The 20,116-nt window shown below is 61.2% G+C and carries 11 protein-coding genes and 2 pseudogenes; 6 read left to right on the top strand and 7 right to left on the bottom strand.

The annotated features are described in order from the left end of the window. The gene (locus CFE428DRAFT_RS05305) at positions 1 to 3,000 is read right to left on the bottom strand and encodes a DUF2339 domain-containing protein (RefSeq protein WP_042724399.1); all 3,000 of its coding nucleotides are present in this window, start codon (positions 2,998 to 3,000) and stop codon (positions 1 to 3) included. 357 nt (positions 3,001 to 3,357) lie between these two features. Here CFE428DRAFT_RS05305 and CFE428DRAFT_RS05300 point away from each other — a divergent pair, with 357 nt between their 5' ends. Further along, entirely contained in the window at positions 3,358 to 4,362 is a 1,005-nt protein-coding gene (locus tag CFE428DRAFT_RS05300; protein ID WP_006978428.1) for a sugar kinase, read from the top strand. Positions 4,363 to 4,454: 92 nt separating this feature from the next. On the opposite strand, the gene CFE428DRAFT_RS05295 is transcribed toward CFE428DRAFT_RS05300, so the two are convergent. Next, entirely contained in the window at positions 4,455 to 5,981 is a 1,527-nt protein-coding gene (locus CFE428DRAFT_RS05295) for a tetratricopeptide repeat protein (protein ID WP_006978427.1), read from the bottom strand. 116 nt (positions 5,982 to 6,097) lie between these two features. Between CFE428DRAFT_RS05295 and rpsN the strand changes: the two genes are divergently transcribed. From rpsN to CFE428DRAFT_RS35385, 5 genes and pseudogenes are all read left to right on the top strand, one after another. Next, entirely contained in the window at positions 6,098 to 6,367 is a 270-nt protein-coding gene (gene rpsN / locus CFE428DRAFT_RS05290) for a 30S ribosomal protein S14 (protein ID WP_006978426.1), read from the top strand. Between the two features lie 63 nt (positions 6,368 to 6,430). Beyond that, positions 6,431 to 6,691 (top strand): hypothetical protein, encoded by a 261-nt coding sequence (locus CFE428DRAFT_RS36995; protein ID WP_006978425.1) that lies wholly within the window; start codon positions 6,431 to 6,433, stop codon positions 6,689 to 6,691. Further along, a pseudogene (locus CFE428DRAFT_RS40945) lies at positions 6,603 to 6,911 on the top strand (CNNM domain-containing protein); the annotation flags it as partial. The gene CFE428DRAFT_RS36995 and the pseudogene CFE428DRAFT_RS40945, both read left to right, overlap by 89 nt. A gap of 10 nt (positions 6,912 to 6,921) precedes the next feature. Further along, positions 6,922 to 7,032 (top strand): annotated as a pseudogene (locus tag CFE428DRAFT_RS40940) (hypothetical protein); the annotation flags it as partial. A gap of 18 nt (positions 7,033 to 7,050) precedes the next feature. Then, entirely contained in the window at positions 7,051 to 7,803 is a 753-nt protein-coding gene (locus CFE428DRAFT_RS35385) for a hemolysin family protein (protein WP_006978423.1), read from the top strand. A 65-nt stretch (positions 7,804 to 7,868) separates the two neighbouring features. On the opposite strand, the gene CFE428DRAFT_RS05280 is transcribed toward CFE428DRAFT_RS35385, so the two are convergent. The 5 genes from CFE428DRAFT_RS05280 to CFE428DRAFT_RS05260 all read right to left on the bottom strand — a co-directional run bounded on the left by CFE428DRAFT_RS05280 (position 7,869) and on the right by CFE428DRAFT_RS05260 (position 19,829). After that, positions 7,869 to 9,974 carry an FAD-dependent oxidoreductase gene (locus CFE428DRAFT_RS05280; protein WP_006978422.1) on the bottom strand — a complete coding sequence of 702 codons (2,106 nt, stop codon included), beginning with the start codon at positions 9,972 to 9,974 and terminating at the stop codon, positions 7,869 to 7,871. Between the two features lie 139 nt (positions 9,975 to 10,113). Then, on the bottom strand, positions 10,114 to 12,216 hold the full coding sequence (locus tag CFE428DRAFT_RS05275; protein ID WP_006978421.1) for an FAD-dependent oxidoreductase: 2,103 nt from the start codon (positions 12,214 to 12,216) through the stop codon (positions 10,114 to 10,116). 73 nt (positions 12,217 to 12,289) lie between these two features. Further along, positions 12,290 to 15,040: an autotransporter family protein gene (locus CFE428DRAFT_RS39530; protein ID WP_237705438.1), complete on the bottom strand. Its 2,751-nt coding sequence runs from the start codon at positions 15,038 to 15,040 to the stop codon at positions 12,290 to 12,292. 283 nt (positions 15,041 to 15,323) lie between these two features. After that, a complete protein-coding gene (locus CFE428DRAFT_RS05265; protein ID WP_006978419.1) occupies positions 15,324 to 18,611 on the bottom strand; it encodes a beta strand repeat-containing protein in 3,288 nt (1,095 codons plus the stop codon). 342 nt (positions 18,612 to 18,953) lie between these two features. Further along, positions 18,954 to 19,829, bottom strand: coding sequence for a phosphoenolpyruvate hydrolase family protein (locus CFE428DRAFT_RS05260; RefSeq protein WP_006978418.1), 876 nt, complete (start codon positions 19,827 to 19,829; stop codon positions 18,954 to 18,956). Positions 19,830 to 20,116 lie beyond the last annotated feature (287 nt).

Raw genomic sequence — 20,116 nt, 5'->3', positions numbered from 1 at the left:
TTACGAAGCCTTCGGCGGCGCTTTCTCCTCTGCGGCGAAGAACCGCTGGTAGAGATACGACGCGCCGATGAGCACGATCGCCACGGCGATGAGCGCGCCAATGCGGTAGAGTTGATCGAGGCTGGCGAGGTCGTGCAGGAAGAGTTTGGCGAGCGTCACCGCCAGCAGGCCGATGCCCGCGTAACGCACGCCGGCCACCTGCCGGTGCATTCCCACGAGCAACAGCGCGAGGCCGAAGAGCGACCAGGCGATGGAGTAGGTCATGTCGCGCGCCAGGTTGCCCTCGAAATCGAAGGTGATGGTGGGACCGTTGGAAAAGTAATCGGCGATCTCGATGTTAAGCAGGAGAAAGAGGAGAATCGTGCCGCAGGTGTAGAAAACGGCCGGCAGGGAAATCGCGGAGAGGCGATCGCGCGGCGCTGCGGTGAATCGCGCGGCGGCAAAGAAGCAGGCTGCACCGACGCCGTAGGTATAAAGATACCAATTCCAAACCGGGATGGCACTCCGCTCGTGATAGGCGAGGACAGCGGGATTGAGCGCCAGTCGCGCAAAGGCCACGCAGAGCAAGCCAAAGCCGACCACGCGCAGGCCGGGATGCGGCACCCGATGAAACAGCCAGAGCAACGCCGCGCCCTCCAGCGCCCACGAGAGCGTGAGCATTTCCTGGCCGAATTGGACCGGGAAAATGAGCGTGATGAAGAGCAGTGCGACGCCGCCAAACCACGCCAGGATCGCGAGGCGCGCGGGATTCTCCGCGGGGATTCGGCGGCGCAGGTAATCGCAGGCCGCGAGTGGCGGAATGGCCAGCGCGGCTGGGACGAGACCGCCGGCGGCGTGCCAGAAATGCGGCCACGTATTCTGGACGACGCTGTGGATGAGTGGGTAGTTCAGCACCGGCGCCAACGCGGCGGTCGCCCACGGCGTCGCTTGCGCGGCTTTCCGGGATTGGAAGAAAAAGGGAAAACCGAAGATCACGGCGGAGAAACCGAGGCTCCAGCCGAGCGGCATCCAGCCCAAACGCAGTGTTGTCTGCGCGTGCCAGGAATATTCCAGCAGGATCGCGCAGACGAGCGCGACGGGTGGCAGCGCGACCGTCCGGCTCCAACGCGTGAGCCCGAGGATCACACCGACGAGCAACAGGCCTACGGCGAAAATCGGCGAGGGGTTTGACGGATTGAGCCGCAGCATCGTGGAGATGAGCAGGACAAACGGCAGGGCGGCGGAGATTGCGGGTAGATGGTTCAGCGCATCGGCCTCCAGCGAGTCCGCGGACTCGGCCTGCATTTGCGCGCGAAGACGTCCTTGCAGGAAGACACTCGCGCCGCAGAAGAGCGCGGCGAATCCGGCGATGACGGTCAGCAGGCCGCCCAGTTGCGGATTCTCCACCGGCGTCTGCAACAGCCACAGGCCGGCGGCGATCAGCGTGAAGACGAGCGCACCGACGAGTCCGAGCAGCGAAGCGGTCAGCAGGGCGAGTGCGATGACCGCGAGGTCGATGAGCAACACCACAAACCACAGCGCGAATGATTCGCCGATGTGGAAGGCCGGCCAAAGCAGGAGCGCGAGGGCGAGGAGCGGAAAGATCTGCACCCAACCCGGCGTCCTGCTCGTGGGCCGCAGCTTCCGCACGACCAGCGGCAGGACCGTATGGAACGCGGCGAAGACGAGGATGTAACCAAGTCCCCAGTTGAGCAGCGGGGCGTTGAGGTAACGCAGGTTCCAGGCGCTGATGATGAAAAACGCGGCGGCGCCGCCGAGGAATGATCCGCCCATGCGTGTTGAATTGCGCAGCGGCCACACCGCGAGCCCGGCGTCCGCGGCCAGAAGAATGGAAAGGCAGATCCACGGTCTTTCACCGAGCGTGGGGAAAGTCAGCAGATGCCCGGCGAAAATGAGCGCAGCGACCGCGCTGATGGCCGAGCCGGCAGCGGTCCAGCCCTCCTTCGTTTCCTGGCGATGGCACAGCCAGAAGGGCAAGAGAAACAGCGCTTCGAAACCGAGGAAGATGGTGGTGCCGGTGGCGACTTTGCTGGCCGCGAAGAAGCCGCCCAGCCAGGCCAATTGCGTGAGGCCAGTCATCCCAGCGGCCAGCGTCACGAGGTAATGCCAGCGCTGACGCAGCGCCACGGCCACGAGTCCGAGATCAAGGGCCGCGAGATAGCTGAAGAGACCTACGGGATTATCCTGCCCGGTGGAGAGTACGACGGGCGTGAGAAAACCGCCAAGCAGTCCGAGCACGGCGACGACCTGGGCATTCATTCGTACCGCGAGCAGGAAGGCCGCAGTGGTGATGGCGGCCATGATCGCGAAGGCCGGGAGGTTGCCGATGAAGTGGTAGAAGGAATACGAGCCGAAGGTGACGCTGTAGAGTGTGACGATGCCTGTGGCGCACAGGGTCTGGGCGGTCACGGCATATTTCGGCCGCGGTGTGCGCAGGCCGCCGGCGATCAGGCCCAGTCCGGTGATCGCGCCGATGGCGATGCGCATCTGCGGCGTGATGAGGTTGTGTTCGAAGGAATAGCGGATGAAGAAGACGATGCCGAGAAACAGCGCCAGGCCGCCGAGCCAGGCAAAGAGCTTCACCCCCATGAAGGCTTCGAGCGTCAAGCCCGGGAGCAGCGGAGCCTCTTCCTTTGGCTGAGGCTTTTCATGATCCGTCTTGATGGCACTGACGGAGGCCAGCGTGGGCCACGGCTCCATGATCGGCTTGGGCAGCAGGGGCTGAGGCTGGTGAGTCGCAACCGGAACTGAGGGCAACGGCGGTGGTGTCGCCGCGGGCGAAGGCGCCGGGGTTTGGGGGACGGGTGTGGAAACTGGAGCCGGAGCTGCCGCCTTGGGCACCTCCGATGGAGGTGTGGCAGGAGGGCGAAGCTGGCCTTCGACCTTGTGCAGCCGCTGCAGCAGATCGGCGATACGCGTTTCGGATTCGTGCACCCGCGAGTAAAGCCGCGCGAGGGCAATGAGCAGGCCAATGAAGACAAAGAAGAGCAGTCCAGTCACAGTAAGAAGATTCCGCAGTTATTTGAGCGCACTCATAACGCGCCGCGAATCTAACCCAGGGAGGCCGATTTTCTAAATCGATAAACTCAATGGCCACCCTTGGTATTTTCGATGGTGCCGGAAGATGGCCGCAAAAAGGCGCAAAAGGCACAAAAGGGAAGAGGTCTCGGGAAAAATGCCCGCGAATCACGCGAATGACTCGAATGGGAAATCTCTCATTTGCTTGATTCGCACCATTCGCGTGATTCGCGGGCCAACTATCCCGGATCTCATCCCTTTTGTGCCTTTTTGCGGCCATCACGACTGCCCTTTTCGCACTTTTCTTGCGGCGGGCGTTTGCGCATCCTTCGCGGCACAATGCCAGACGTCGTCACCTTTGGCGAAATCATGCTTCGCCTCACATCCCCCGGGCACTTGCGCCTGGTGCAGGCCCCTCATTTCGAGATCACCCTCGGTGGGGCCGAAGCCAATGTGGCGGTGATGATTGCGCAGCTCGGCGGCAGCGCGGGCTACGTCACGCGCTTGCCGGCGAATGATGTGGCGCAGCGGGCGATCAACGAACTGCGCGGCTACGGCGTGGACACGAATTTCATCGTTCGTGCGGGGAATCGGATCGGCATTTATTTTCTCGAACAAGGCGCCAGCCAGCGGGCGGGGAAGGTCATTTACGACCGCGCGCATAGTGCCATCGCGGAAGCGCAGCCCGGGGAATTTCCTTGGGACAAAATCTTCGCGGGAGCGAAGTGGTTTCATTGGTCGGGCATTACCCCGGCGCTCTCGGTTTCCGCGGCGAAAGTGACAGGGGAAGCGATCGCCGCGGCCCGGCGCATGGGGCTGGCCGTGAGCTTCGATCTCAACTACCGCGCCAAGCTCTGGGAGAATCCTGAGCAGGCCGGCGAAGTGCTCTCGCCGTTGATGAAAGGCGTGCATCTTTGCGTCACGAGCATCGAAGAGGCGCAGTCGGTCTTCGGCATCGATGTGGCGGCGGGCGAGGGGCCGCGCGGAACTGAAACGGCGCGGCAGCTTTGCGAGAAGTTTGGGTTTGAGAGCGTGGCGCTGACCCAGCGACAGGGAGCCACGGCCAACGCGACCAGTTGGGGCGCGATGTTCTTTCACGAAGGGCAGTCGTACTTCTCGCCGCGTCATGAAATCTCGGTCGTCGATCGCGTGGGGGCGGGGGATAGCTTTTCCGGGGCGCTGATCTTTGCCCTGCTGCGCGGAGATGGAGCGCAGAAAGCGATCGATTTCGCCGTGGCGGCGAGCACGCTGAAGCACACCGTGCCGGGAGATTACAATCTGGTGAGTCTCGCGGAGATCGAGGCGCTGGCGGCTGGGGCCGGGGGTGGGCGGGTGCAGCGGTAGATATTCCTGATCTTATTCTTGCTCCTAATCTTAATCTTAATCTCTTTCCTTTGGGCGGGGGCTGAAGATTAAGATTAGGATTAAGAGTAAGATTAAGAAGTGTACTGCGTTATTCCGGCGACCAGTGCCGATAGTTCCTCGCTCACCCGACGGATCACCGCATCCCAATCGCCGAGAGCCGGTTGCCGGAAGAGCCGCATATTCGAGTACCACGGGCTGTCCTCGCCTTCGAGACCCCAGCGCCAGTCCGGGACGAACGACAGCAGCGTCCACACGGGGCGACCCAGCGCACCGGCGAGATGGGCGACGGAAGTATCGACCGTGATGACGAGATCGAGCTGTTCCATCAAGCCGGCGGTATCGGCGAAGTCGCCGATCGATTCCGTCAGGTCGATGAGGCCGGCCTGACGCAACTGCAGCGGTGTTCCGGCTGCGGGCCGGACTTGCAGGGAATAGAAGTCCACATTCGGCGTTTGAAAGAGCGGGAGCAGCTTTTCCGGTGGCAGCGAGCGGCGGGAATTGTTGAGTTGCCGCGGGTTGCCCGCCCACGCCAGACCCACGCGCCAGCGGCGGGTGGGGCTGGGTTCACTGAACCCGGCTGCAGCACGGACGCCGAGACGTTCGCCCCATGCCTCGCGTGATGCGGCCGGGGCCTGCAGATAGGGTTGAGACGTCGAAAGTGGTGCCCATTTCTCAAGCGTAAAGGGGAGATCGAGAAAGGCGATGTGCCGGTCGCAGGCCGGCGGGGCGGTGTCCGGTTCGTCGCGCGGTTCGATCACCATCCCGTGGCAGAGGGCACTTGATTGGATCAGCCGGCTCAACGGTGCCGGGCATTCGATGAGGACCCTGGCTGCGCCGGAGCGTTCGCGGAGGAGCGGCAGGTAGCGTAGAAACTGGATGGCATCGCCGAATCCCTGTTCTTCGTGGACCAGGAGCGTTTCGCCCTCCATGCGGGAGCCATCCCATGGCGGCACGGGAAATTTCCGCAGCGGTCTGACCGGGTCCGGACAATGTCCATAGCGGGCGTAGACCCGCCAGCCTTCCTCGTAGTGACCGCGCCGCATCAGTTCCGGCGCCAGGGCCCAATGGGCATTGGCATAATCCGGCCGGAGAGCGAGGGCGCGTCGAAAGCAGGCGATGGCCTCCTCCCCGCGGGCCGCCCGCGTATAGGCCACGCCCAGATTGTAGTGCATCTCGGCGGCGGGATGGAGCGTGAGGGCGCGCTGAAAGTGGGCGATGGCCTCGTCCAGTCGATCCTGCTCCAGGAGAACCCCCGCGAGATTCGTGCAGGTCTGCGCGCAATTGGGTCGCAGGACCAGGGCCTTCCGAAAACTGGCGATGGCCGGTTCCCACTGGCCGCTTTTGGCATGGTTGTTCCCCAGGTTGAAGTGGATTTCGGGCCGGTTGGGATCGAGCGTCAGCGTCCGTTCCAGCACCTTGATCGCTTCGGGCCAGCGCCCCATGGCCGAAAGGGTGCTCCCCAAGGCAACCCAGGCCCGCAGGAAATGGGGGGCGGCGGTCAGAATCTGCCGATAAGTGGTCTCCGCCTCTGTGAGACGGCCGGCCTGCTGCAGGACAGCAGCGACCTGAAAAGCCTGTTCAATGGGGATTGCGGGCATTCCGGGGAGGGGTTACTCTCCAGTAGAGCCCGATGGGGGAAGGAGTTGTTAGAGTAAAAAGTATTTGCAATCCTCGAAAGGGCCGTTATTTTCCGCGCTCCCAATTTACCTTTTTTATGGCCAAAACCTGCTGGATCGAACGTGAAAAACGCAAAGCCGCGACTGTCGCGAAGTATGCCGCCCTGCGCGCCGAACTGAAGGCGAAGGGCGACTACGTCGGCCTTTCGCAGCTTCCGCGCAATGCAAGCCCGGTGCGGATGAGCCGCCGCTGCCAGGCGAGCGGCCGCAAGCGTGGCTACATCGGCCGCTTCAAGCTCTCGCGTATCGCCTTCCGTGAACTCGCCTCGCACGGCCTGATCCCCGGCGTCACGAAGTCGAGCTGGTAAGCTGCTCTTTACGACTTTGCTTCGAGCCGCCGGCCAACCGCTGGCGGCTCGTTTCTTTTCCCCATGACTCCCGCCTTTTTCGCTGATGCCGGAGCCATTGCCACCGATTGGGACAGCCCGGACCTTATCGCCGGCAAGCTGCTCGGCATTCTTTCGATCGTCGTGCTCAACGGGTTTTTCGTGGCCACGGAATTCGCGCTGGTCAAGGTGCGGGAGCAGCCAGCTCGACCCGCTGGTGGAGGAGGGGAATGCAAAAGCCGTGCGGGCCAAGTACGTGCTTCGCGCACCTCGATGCGTATCTTTCGGCCACGCAATTTGGCGTGACGCTGGCCAGCTCTGGCGCTCGGCTGGCTGGGTGAGGATTATTTTACCCGCCTCCTGCAGCCGCTGTTCTTTCGCCTCGGCATCGAGTCGCATCGGGTCATCGATGGCCTGGGCCGTGGGCATCGGCTTTTTCATCATCACCTTTTTCCACATTCTCTTCGGTGAACTCGCGCCGAAGTACATCGCCATCCGCGATCCGCTGGGCATGGCGCTGAAGCTGGTCCGGGCCGCTGGATTTCTTTTCCACGCTGTTCCGCCCAGCGATCTGGCTGCTCAACCAGGGTTCGAGCATCATCCTGCGCCGCTGGCTGCACATCACCCCGGCCAGCGAACATGAACTCGCGCACAGCGAGGAGGAATTGCGCGTCATTCTCTCGCAGAGCGCCGAGCAGGAGGAAGTGACGCCGCTGGGCAAGGAGATCCTCATCAATGCCCTCGACATGCGCGACCGCGTGGTGCGCGACATCACCACGCCGCGCGGCAAGGTGGTGTTTCTGAATACCGAGGACACATTTGAGGAGAATATCCAGCGGGCGCTCGAGTCGCGACACACGCGGTTTCCGCTGTGCGAAGGGCATCTCGATCACACCATCGGCCTGGTGCACATCAAGGATGTGCTCAAGTTGCTGAATTCCCAGAACCGCGACCTGCACACCATCAAGCGCGACCTTTTGCCGGTGCCGGAGATGATGTCGCTGGAAAAGCTGCTCACCTTCTTTCTCGGCAAGCACGCGCACCTCGCGCTGGTCGTCGATGAATTTGGCGGCACTACAGGCATCGTCACGTTGGACAACGTGCTCGAGGAATTGGTCGGTGAGATTCAGGATGAATTCGACGCGGAGAAGCCGGAGTTTCGCCGGCTCAATGCGGATGAATTTACCGTCGAGGGCTCATTGGGGCTCTACGAATTGCAAGATCTCGCCGGGCTGGAATTGGACAGTCCGGACGTGAGCACGATCGGCGGTTACGTGACGCATTTGCTCGGGCATCTGCCGAAACAGGGCGAGCAGGTGAAGATCGAAGACTACGACGTGACCATCACGCAGACCGATGGCCGGCGCGTGGGACAGGTGCATTTCAAGCGGGTGGGGAAAGAAGCGGAGAAGGTGTAGGTGACGAAGGCGTAGATGACGGGTTACGACGGGACGCTGCGTTAGAATATCGTTGGTGCCGGGGCTTAGTTGCGCACCCGCAAAATCTGCAAGCCGTCGACGGTGACGTGGCCGTCCGTGCCGGCGTTCGACACGATGATCGAGGTGTTTCGCCCGGTCGGAAGGTCGAACAGCCCGAGCGACTGGTGCCCGGTCTGGTCCCGCTCGTTGACTTTCAAGGTTCGCGATTCGCCGCCCTTGATCGTGACGGTGACGGGGACGTTGTGCGCGCGGCCATCATTGGGAATGAAGTGGAAGATGATTTCGTAATAGCCGGCGATCGGAATCTCCGGCGTCCATTCCACACTGAGCTTGCCCTTGGCGCCGTTTCCATCGTGGATGTAACCCTTGCCAACATGCGGCACGTTGGTCAGGCCCCCGGCGCCCCATTCGCCGGTCTTGTGCGCGTCGGTGTCGTCGAGGACAATGCCATCGAGCTGCTCTGGCGCGGGCGCGGCCTCGTGATGCACCGCGCCGGTCCAGACGACGATCTGTTGATCCTTGTCGAGCTGGCTGCGCAGGGCGCCGTAGGGCACCTTTTGCACGGTGACTTTCTTATCGATGGCGATGCTGGCCGCCGTGGCGGCGCTCTGACCCAGGGCCATCAAGACGGGCTCGGCACGGACGCTGCCGCAGGCTATGTGGCTGGCGGAAAGGCAGACCGGCACGAACAGATTATCTATCTGCCCGGATTTCGGGACGATGGAGCGATAGGCAATCGGAAAAGGCGCGGCTGCGGGGACCTTCACGTCGCCTTCGTTGCGGACGAAGCCGTTCTGCACAATGCGTTGACAGTGGTGCGATTCGATGTCGGAAGCAGCGAGCGCCACCGCGTCCATGGCCTGGCGCTGCCAGCGGCAATCGGCCTCGGTCATCACGTAATCGGAAATCATGCGTCGCGATTCGCGGACGTAGAGCTGAGTCGGCAAATGACCGTTGTCGGTGAATTCATCCTTGGCCAGACCCCATTTGTTGACCTCATCGCGCACGTGTTGCGGCACGTGCGGGCTGGTCGCGAGGAAATAGAGCAGGCCTTTGGTATAGGCGAGGTGGGTATGGATGATGCCCTCGCGTGTAGCGTAGTCGGTCAGGGGGTAGCCGTAATTGTCGCCGACCAAATCGATGCTGATCGCCCCGTTGCTGTCCGTGTCGGTCTTGCCGTTCGGGATGGGCGTCGGACTCATGAAAATGCCAGTCAGCGGCTTGCCGGCTTTTTCCAGCGCTTCGATATAACGGGCGAGCAGCTCGTACTCCCGCTCGTTGTAGATCGTCGGCTTGAGCTCGCTGCACGGCACCATGTTTTCCTTCACCTGTGTCATGCAAAGGCGCAGACCGTAGGCCTGGATGCGATTGTCGCCCTCGCCGGGGTTTTCCGTGGCGCTTTTCTGGATGAAGGGCAGCAGGCCGCTCTTGGGGTCGCCGGGCGTGTAGTAGGGATCGACGTCGGCTTCGAATTGGTGGGTCGGCGTCTTTTCGCGGAAGCCGTTGAGTGTCTCGCCGAAATCGGAATTGGCCTCGCGACCCAAATGGTAGCTCACGCCGGACTTGGCCATGAGATCGCCCTCGTAGCTGGCATCGATGAACATCTTCCCGCGATAGGTGTTACCGCTTTCGGTGGTGAACTCGACGATGTGTGTGCCCTCCTTTTTCACGCTCTTCAACTTTTCGCCGAGCTTGACCTTCACCTTCGCATCGGCGAGCCACTTCGTGTAGATGTCCATGGCCACATGCGGCTCGAAGGTCCACCTCGTCGGGCGTCCGTTTTTCTCCGCGATGGTATCCTTCGATTTTTCGTTCTTCGGATCCTGCAAATCGGGTTTCTGCCATTTCCACGCGTCGGCCCGGGCGTAATGCGTGGCGATCTGCTCGTAGAATTCGCGGGCGATGCCGCCGATCGCGGCCTTGTTGCTAATTTCCGTGGCGCCGAGTCCGCCGGTGGTGAGTCCGCCGAGATGCTTCGTCCACTCGGCGATGACCACCGTCTTGCCCATGCGATGCGCCTGCACCGCGGCAGCGACGCCGGCCGAAGTACCGCCAAAGATCACGACATCGGCTTGAATGTCCTCAGCGTGGGCGACAACGGCGCTGAAAAACAAGGCGGCGGCAAAGCCGACAGGGAAGGGAAATCTCATAGAGCCCGTGAATGCTAGCACGTCCCGTGCAAGCAAGGATGACAACCGCATGACAAAAACTCCGCCCAAATGTGGCGGATTTGAGCCATGTTTAAAGCCCTTTAAACGAAGCTGTAGTTACCGGCAGGTCCGACGGAACCTATTGGCGTACGCGCAGAAGTTGCACGCCATCGACGACAACGAAGCCGTCTGTCTCGGCGTTGCTCACGGAGATCGTGGTGTTGTGGCCGATGGGCAGCGCAAAGACGCCGAGCGACTGCTGGCCGCTCTGGTCCTGCTCGTTGACTTTGATGGTCTTCGATTCACCACCCTTGATCGAGATGGTGACGGGAACGTTCTTCGCGCGGTTCCCATTCGGCGGGAAGTGAAAGATGATTTCGTAATTGCCGGCGATGGGGATGTCGGGCGTCCAGTGCACGCTGAGCGCGCCTTTGTTTTGATTCTGGTCGTGGATGTAGCCGTCGCCGACGCGCTGCGAACCATTGATGCTGCCCTGCGTCCATTCACCGCCCCTCTGGCCGTCGGTATCATCGAGAACGATTCCGTCGAGCTTCGGCGGTGGCGGAATCATGTGATGTGCCGGGCCCGTCCATTCGAGGATCTGGTGATCCTTGTCGAGTTGCGTCCGCAGGGGGGCGTAATCGAGTTTTTGGACAGTGACCTTGGCGTCAATCGCGAGACAGGCCGCGGTCGCGGCGCTTTGGCCGAGGATCATGAAGACGGGCTCCATGCGGATGCTGCCGTAGGCGATGTGCGTGGCCGAGAGACACACCGGCACGAGCAGATTTTCCGCCTGGCCGGCCTTGGGGACGATGGAGCGATACGAGACCGGATACGGGCCGGCCACGCCGACTTCCACGTCGCCTTCGTTGCGCACGAAACCGTTCTGCACGATGCGCTGACAGTTGTGCGAGTCCATGTTGTAAGCGCCGAGCGCAACCGGGTCCTCGGCTTTCTTCTGCCAGCGGCAGTTGGCCTCGGTCATCACGTAGTCGGACATCATGCGGCGCCCTTCGCGGACGTAGAGCGCGGTCGGGAAATGGCCGTTCTCGGTGAATTCATCTTTCGCCAGACCCCAGTGGTTCACGGTATCGCGCACGTGCTGCGGGACACGCTGGCTGCTGGAGAGGAAATAGAGCATGCCCTTGATGTAGTCGGCGTGCGCCTGGGTGATGCGTTCGCGCTCGGGATAGTCGGCGTTGGGATAGGCGTAATTTTCGCCGATGAAATCCGTGCTGAAGGCGCCGGCGTTATTCGTGTCGGTCTTGTCATTCGGCATCGGTGTCGGCCCCATGAACAGGCCGGTCGGCGGCTTGCCCGATTTCTCCAGCGCATCGATGAAACGGCCGAGCAATTCGTAATTTTTCTCGTCGTAATTCGCCGGCTTGAGCTCGCTCCACGGCACCAGGTTTTCCTTCGTGCGCGTCATGCAGAGGCGGAAGTTGTAAGCCTGCACGCGCTTGTCGCCGGCGCCGGGTTTTTCGTTGGCGTTTTCCTGGATGAAGGGCAGCAGGCCGCTCTTGGGATCGCCGGGTGTGAGATACGGATCGACGTCGACGGTGAACTGGTGCTGCGGGGTTTTCTCGCGGAAACCGTTGAGCGTTTCGTTGAATTCCGTGTTGGCCTCGCGTCCCACGTGATAACTCACGCCGGCCCTGGCCATGAGATCGCCCTCGTAACTGGCATCGATGAACATCTTCCCGCGAAAGGTGTCGCCGCTCTCGGTCGTGAACTCGACGATGTGCTGGCCGTCCATCTTCACACTCTTCAATTTCTCGCCGAGATAGACTTTCACTCCCGCATCCGCGAGCCACTTTTTGTAGATGTCCATCGCCACGTGCGGCTCGAAGGTCCATTTCGTCAGGCGGCCGGTTTTCTCCTCGAGCGGATCCTTCGACTTTTCGTGCTTCACGTCCTGCGCCTGGGGTTTCTGCCAGGTCCACGCCTCGGGTTTGGTGTAATGCTCGGCAATCTGTTCGTAAAATTCGCGGGCGATGCCGCCGATCGCGCCTTTGTTGCCGATGTCGGTGGCGCCGAGGCCGCCAGTGGTCAGTCCACCGAGATGCGGCGTCCATTCCGCGATGACCGCGGTCTTGCCCATGCGGTGCGCCTGGACCGCCGCGGCCACTCCGCCGGAAGTGCCGCCAAAGATGACGACGTCGGATTCGACGACTTCAGCGCGGGCGACGATGGCGCTGAGGAACAAGGCGGTGGCAAAGCTGGAGGGGCAGGGGAATCTCATACACCCATGATCGAACGAGCCCAGCGCGCCACGCGCAAGCAAATGATTGCGGCAGAATCACGGAAGATCCGCTTTAGAAATTCATCCGCAACCCGCCGCTCACGCTCTGCGAGTTGTATTCCTTTTGCAGCAGATCCGCGTCGTAATACAGGAAGGTCGACGTGCGCGGGTTCCACAACACGGAAACGCCGGCGCCAAGGAGCAGGCTGTCGCGACCGATCTGCGAATCGGCCACGGAGAACACGGAACTGCCACCGGCCAGCCTCGAATCAATCGAATAGCTGCGGTCGCCGTACTCATGCTGCCAGGAGAGCATTAATTCGGGGCGCACGATCACGGCGCCGACTTTCCAGTCGTAGGAGGCGTGCATGCCGAAGGAAGAGCGAATCGAAGACTGATGCTGGTCGAGGTAAGTCAGCGGCGCGAGCGAACCGTGCTCGGTGAAACCATCCATGCCCAGATAGGTGTATTGGAAGCTTGCCGTGGGGCCGATGGTGAGCCCATCCAGGCGCCAGTCGTAACCCGTGTCGACGAGGATATCCACTTCGCTGCCTTGGGTGTGGCCGAAAGCGTCGCCCTGCACCGAGTCGCGCTTGGTGGCGTAGTTGTTCACCCCGGCGGTGACCGCTGCGTCCGCATAAAAGCCTTTGTCGAAATACGTCCCGTAAACGCCGGTCTTGCCGCCATTGACGAAGACGCGCCCACTGCCAGTGAGATCGGCGACCGTGCCGGTGTAACCCGCGGTGACACCCACGGCGAGCCGGTTCGAGAGCCGGTAGTCCGCTCCCACGGTGACGCCGCCGGTGTTCATGTCGTAGCCGCGTGCGTTGCCGGTATCACCGACGTGGGCGAAATCACCGATGCCCTTGATGAAAGCACCCAAGTGCTCGTCGGGCGCTTGCGGATTAACCGTCTTGCCCTCCACGCCGCCCGGGCCATTCGCGCCCATGAGGCCGCCGGTATTGTTGCCGCCGCCGTTCACTTGGAAATCCGTCGCACTGAACCCGGTCGCGCCGGCGCGCAAGTCGGCGGTGCGCCGCTGCACGTTGTTTGTCTGCACATTTGCGAGCGAGACGCCGATGCGGTAAACCGAAGCGATTTCCTCGGGCGCGATCCGGTCAAGCTGCTCCGGAAGATCAGCGAGACGTTTCGTTTCGAGGAAGTTGATGAGTTTCCGGTTGGCTCTGTTGTCGTCCGCGGAATCGAGGGCGCCAGCCGCCTGTTTTTCGTTGTAGGTGAGCCGCACCGTATTGTCGACTGCGACAAACGAGCCGCGCGTGCCTTCCAGAACGACCTGATTCTCTTCATACACCACCTCGGGAACGATGATGGTATCGCTGGGAACGGGAGCCGGAAGGATGATGTTGGCGAACTTGCCATTCACGCCGCCACCCGCCGTGAGGAAGGCGACCTGCTGGCCCAGCTTGAGTCGCAGTCCCTTGCCGACCTTTTCCACGGCCAACGTGCCGTCCAATTGTGCGCGGCCAGAGATGGCCAGACGATCCGTGTTGTTCACGCCGCCGCTCTGGATCAGCAGGGCGCCGCCGGAAGCCTGCGTATAATTGCCGCGCACGGTGAGCGTGCCCACGGTGCTGTCCGGAAAAACGATGCCGATCGCCAGGCCCGGCGAGACCACGCCAAAGTTGGTCAGGTTGCCGGTTACGGTGCCGGTGCCGGCGAGGAGTCCATCGGATTGGATGAGTGTATTGCTGACGAGATTGCCGACCAGATTGATCGTGCCGGAGTTGATGGTCGTGCCATTCGGAAAACTCCCCGTGCCAGTGAGGGTCCACAGGCCGCCGCCCAGTTTGTCGAGTTCATCCAGACCGGTGAGGGTGCTGAGATTCAGCGAATTGCTGTCACCGCCGACGAGACGCAGAATGTCAGTTCCGGAGCCACCGACAATTGCCGACGGGTTGGAAGAATTGGTCACCAAGGTGACGGTGTTGTTGCCATTGCCGAGGAGGACCGAGCCATTGACCGTGCCCGCATTGAGGAAAGATACGCCCGCGCTCGTCCGGGCATCGACAGCGACTCCACCGGTGCCGGTAAGGATGCCGGCGTTGATGATGCTATCGATGCCGCCCGGGTTGGTCACCTTGATGCCGGTGTTGGCGGTAATCACGCCGCCACTAAAATTGGCGAGACCCGCGGAAGCCTCGGTCATCAAGACACCGATCGAGCCGGCTCCCGAGGCTTGCACGGTGCCGACTGTGCTGAAGCTGGCCGCACGACCGAGCGTGACGGCCGTCTGGCCGGGAGTGGCCGTGGTATTGATCGAGCCTCCCGATTCGAGATCGAGGAAAGCGCCGGTATTGACGGTAGTTGCACTGACCCCCGATCCGAAAATATCGAGCGTGCCGCCATTGACGGTCGTAGGGCCGGTATAGGTATTCGCACCCCTCAATTGCAATGTCTGAGGGCCTACTTTCACGAGCCCGCCATCACCCGAAATGACGCCGCTAAAATTCGACACCTGGTTGAAATCAACACCGCCCGTAGTCAACGTCGCACCACCATTCAGTTGAATTTGACCACCGCCAAAAATTGCTCCCACCTTTTGGTTGTGGCCCGCGAGGTCGATAATGCCACCGGGGTGCGTTAGGTCGGTTGCCGCGCTCACCACCAAACCGGTCACGGTGGGCAGGGCATTGGCCGTGCCGAGTTGGATCTCGCCATTCGCGATCGTAGTAACGCCAGTATAAGTGCTCTGTCCGTTCAGAATTAGCGTCGAATTCGCTGCAGTGGTGGGCGCGTTGAACGTAAGATTACCGCCGGTGCCGAAGGAGCCGTCGCTGATGACACCGTCGAAAGTGCTGCCCACCGTAATGGTCAAAGTGGCAGTGCCCAGCTCAACGGTTCCTGCGCCGGTCAGGGCGCTGATGGTCTGGCTATTATTGGCCAGTTCCAGACCTGGTAGTGCCACTCCGTTGAGGGTGCTTCCGGTGCTTTCAACGTGGACGTTCGACGTCGAGGCAAACTGGTTTATGGCCGACGTCAGCACCACGCCATTAGCTGTAATATCCAAGTCGCCCGGGACGGTGATAAAGCCGATTTCATTGCCACTGAAGTCGGTCGTAAATCGGTCCAGAATAAGGACGGCACCACTATTCACGGTCGTTGGGCCAGTGTAAGTATTCGCAGTGGTTCCCTCTTCGGAGAACACCGCGGGGCCGCCAGTGGCATTGAAGATAATTCCGCCGGCTCCAACGCCGCCACCATCCGCGATCAGTCCGGCCAGATGAATCGTGCCTCCCGGAGTTGTACCGGTGATCGTTCGCACGGCATTTCCGAGATCCATTTGGCCGCTCAGAGTGATATTCTGCGCGTGTATATTGGCCGCATCGACGTTGGTTGCGATGGAGAAGTCGCCCTGGACGAAGATGTGACTGGAGATTGTCGTGCCGGAAGAGCCGAGGGCGGTTTCCAAGGTCGTGCCGAGCGTTGTCCCACCCATGATGGTTAGCGATCCGCCATTGATAGGAGCGGCCGAGCCATCCACGGGACTGCCATTGACAAAGAGGGTGCCCGCTCTGCAGGGTCGTCCCGCCCGAATAACTGCTCGATGTGCCCGAGAGAGTAAGCGCGCCCGTGCCGGCTTTCGTGAGGGAACCGGCGCCTTCGATTGTTCCGGAAAAGGTCGTGTCGGTATTGCTACTCCCCACGGTCAACGTGGCCGAACCGAGATTGATGGTGCCGCCGCCGCTCGCTCCATCGGCGATCGAGGCGAGGTTCTGTGAAATGCTATTCAGGTTCAGCGTTCCCTGCTTATCGATGAACACTGCGGAGGTGCCGGGGATGGCGCCGGCTGTGTCGGTCCGCAGTGTGCCGTTCAAGATCGTCGTCGTTCCCGTGTAGCTGTTGCCCCCGCTGGCGAGAGCGGTGATGCCGGGCCCGGCAACAGTCACAGAGACTGAGCCCGAACCGTTGTCTGTCACTGTCGAGTTGATCAGCAGGACGGTCGAGGTACTGGTGTTGTTGTTCTCGAGAATGAGCTCTCCATTGGGGGTCGCACCACCTCCCGCGGTCAGATTGCCACTGCCGGCAGCAGTGCCGATCGTCAGATTGCCGCCCGTGGGAGTAATGAAAATGCCACCCACGCCAGTCACGCTACCCATCCGCAGTGTGCCCGGCGAAGTATCCACGGTCGAGAGACTGGCGACGTTTTGAGTCAGCGTGTTGAGGTTCGTCGTCCCCGGACTAATGACGTTGCTGGTTGTGCCGCCGCTGTCTGTATTGATGCGGAGATTCGACGATGCATCGTCGGCGATGGTAAAGGTCTGATCGACATCGTGGTAGTTGTTGTAGGCGACGATATTGTCCGCGCCGTCGTTGGCCGCCAAGGCCGCGCCGTTGTTGACCGTGGCCCAAGCACCGAGAATGCCGGTCGAGTCATTGCCTTGGTGGGCCTGGATTTCGACATCCACTCCCAAGGTGCCGGAAGTAGTTCGAAAATCCACGACACCCGCATTGCGGGTGATTCCCAGCGAACTGCCTGAGCCACGTAGATCGAGAATCGTGCTGGTCCCCAAATTGCCATTGACCGCGATGACATTGTTTCCGCCGGTGATCGCCAGGCCGCTGAGCGTTTGCCCCGTCGAGTTTCCCGAGATGCCCGTGAGCTGGAACGTGCCTCCCCCGAGGGACAGCGCCGAATTGAGATCGAGCAACGGAGTGCCGCTCGTTGTGGGAGCCAGGATCAAGGTGCCGCCATTGATTGCGGTCGTACCGGTGTAAGTACTCGTGCCCGCCAAGGTTAGCACTCCGGTTCCGACCTTCGTCAGGCCGCCCGCTCCATTGATCCCACCGGAAAAGGTCGTCGAGGTGTTGTCGCGACCGGTGGTCAGTGTGGCTGTGCCCAGACTGATGGTGCCGATGCCGCTACTGGGACCGTCGCCGATCGAGCCGACTGTCTGGTCAAAGTTGTTCAGATCGAGCGTCCCGCCCGTGGCGAAGGTGACACCCGAAAATCTCGCGAAAGTATTGGCGGCGCCGGCTTGCAGCGTGCCGCCTTCGATCACGGTATTGCCCACGTAGTTGTTGGCCCCGCTGAGAGTGAGAGTAGTACTACTGCCCACTTTGATGAGGCCACCCTGTGCGGTGCTGGTGAGGCTGACTCCCGAGTGCAGGCCGTTGGTGATCTGGCCGCTGAAATTGCCGGCACCTACTGTCAAATTCGCCGCCGATAGACCCACCGTGCCTGATCCGTTTAGCGTACCAATGGTGTCACCTTGGCTGGTGAACATATCGAATCCTTCGAAGGCTTCACCTGCTGCCGTGTTGCCACGGCTATTTACGGTGACCGTCGCCGTGTTGACGATTTGCGGGCCCGCGGGGATGCCGTCGTGACCGAGGTAATCAACCACACCATTCCCCTCAATATCAACGTCACCCTTAATCGCTCCATCCGCCGTGTTGCCTTCGAAGACGAGGAAGGCACCGTTGGTGATGGTTGTGAGGCCCTTGTAATTATTCGTGTTACCCGGGTCCATGATGAAGGCCACGTAATTGCCGGTGCCGGTGAGGCTGGTGGTGAGTGTGAGACCGGCCGTCTCTGTAGCGACGCCGATCCCGCCGGTGCCGAAGTGCACCTGTTCCTGCTTCACGGTGCCGACGATGGTTCGCGTCGCGCCCGTGAGATCGATTACCCCATTAAAGGTAATATCCCGCGCACCGCCGGTATTGGTGACGTTGAAAGAATTCGCGGTGACCGTGATTGGATTGGCGATGGTCGTCCCTTCTGATTGAGTACCAATCGTCACGCCGTTCCCGGCAATGGTGAGCTTCCCCGTTCCAATCGCCGAATTGTTGTTGATGTAAAGCGTCCCACCATTGGTCACCGTCGTGCCGCCGGAATACGTGTTGAAATTGATATCGTCCGACAATGCGACGGTGCCGGCCCCCTGCACCGAGATTCCGCCAGTCCCGACCAATTGCACGTTGAACGTCACGTTGGTGCCGGCCGTCGCGGTGATAGTGGCCGTTCCGATAGGCGCCAGAGTAGCCACCGTTCCGGTCGAGGTGAAGAAGGGGCTGGTGCTGATGGTATACTGGTCCGCGTCGAAGCGCAGCGCGGTGAAAGTCAGGTTGTCTCCTACCGTGATCGAGCCGCCGATGGTCGAGAAGATGGCCAGTTGGTTCGGATCGTAAACCTTCGGATTATTCCCCGTCGCGTCGACCCAATTCGTCGATGTCGCATCCCAAGACCCACCGCCGCCCTTGCCATTTGGCACGGTGCTTCCCACGACGACGGTACTACCCTCGATGAGGGTGCCGTCCCAGTATTCATCTGCGGCGGCCCTCTGGGCGCTCAGGAAAAAACCGAGGCTCAACAGGACGGCGACGGAGGAGGCGAGAATGACCGGCCGCTTCTTCTGGGATGGGACTCTGGGCATGAAACTGCGGGAGAGTGGTGTCAACAGAGTAGATCGTCAAGTCCGCCTTGGGTAAAAGTTCGATGGCATGCCGCCCTGTGGAACACCGAGCGATAATGTTTTTCCCGGTTTGGGGGATTTATGGGAAAGGAAATCGACTGGGTCAAACGGACTCATTTGTTCCCATTGGTCCTATTTGTCCCACGCTGGAAGTGCGGCAAAAGTAACCAGTATTTACTGGGCAGTAATCAGTCGGGGCGTGCCGAGGCCGTTCTGATCACTTGATTATTGATTACTGATTACTGAGTCCCACCGCCGGCTTCGGTGATCCCGGGCAAACACCGCGACGGCGTCGCCTAGTCCTCAGCGCTGCGCCGCTGGGGCGGGGATTTTCTTGAATCGCCGGGTCAATTCCACCAGCGGCCCTTCCACGCCGAGCCGCTCAAGCGAACTGGCGCCGACGAAGCCCACGCAGTCGGTGTGTTTGTTCACATAAGCCGCGTCGTCGGGCGTGGCGATGGGGCCACCGTGGCTCAGGAAAAAGATGTCCTTGCGTCCTGTGGAACGCGCCCCATCGATAATCTTTTGTGTGCGCTCCACGGCGTCGTCCATCGAGCACACCGCGCCGGTCACGCCGATCGAGCCGCCGATGGTCGTTCCGACGTGGGCGATGATCGCATCCGCGCCGACATCGGCCATGGCCTTCGCTTCCTCCGCCGTGGCCACATAAACGATGGTGAAAAGATCCATGCGACGGGCGAGGCCGATCATCTCGATCTCTTTCTTCACGCTCATGCCCGTCTCCTCGAGCACTTGGCGGAAATGTCCGTCCACGATGGTGTGGGTGGGGAAGTTGTTCACCCCGCTGAAACCCATGTCCTTGACTTTGCCCAGCCAGTGCCACATGCGCCGGCGGGGGTCGGTGGCGTGCACGCCGCAGATGACGGGAATCTCTTCCACCACGGGCAGCACTTCATACTCGCCGATGTCCATGGCTACCTGGTTCGCGTCGTCATAGGCCATGAGCCCGCAGGTCGAACCGTGACCGCTCATGCGGAAGCGGCCGGAATTGTAAATGATGATGAGATCCGCTCCGCCGCGCTCGATGAATTTCGCGCTGATGCCGGTGCCCGCGCCAGCCGCAATGATCGGCTCTCCGCGCCCGAGTGCCGCTTGCAGACGATCGCGAACTTCCTGCCGCGTGTAAGGGTTACCTTTTCCAGTCCAGGGGTTGGGCATATGCGTGGTGAGTAGGGAATTAAGTGCTGAGTGCTCAGTTCTTAGTAAGAAGAAGAGAACACAACACCCAGCAAAGCGCGCCTTCCCACCCGCGAAAAGCCTTTGTGCTTTTTTGATAGTCGATGGTGGTTTGCAGGCGAGGGGAGCACGCCCGAGCTGAGACCAATGCACGCCAAACGGCGACCATCGCGGAGCGACACTGGGAGCGGCGACTTCCCCGTCGCCGACCGAATCCAACGCGCGTAGCGCCCGATTTTTTTGGGGCGTCGCTCCGCGACGCAGGGCGA

The sequence above is a fragment of the Chthoniobacter flavus Ellin428 genome (assembly GCF_000173075.1).
GTDB classification, from domain to species: domain Bacteria; phylum Verrucomicrobiota; class Verrucomicrobiia; order Chthoniobacterales; family Chthoniobacteraceae; genus Chthoniobacter; species Chthoniobacter flavus.
This window is presented reverse-complemented; position numbering and strand designations above follow the sequence as displayed.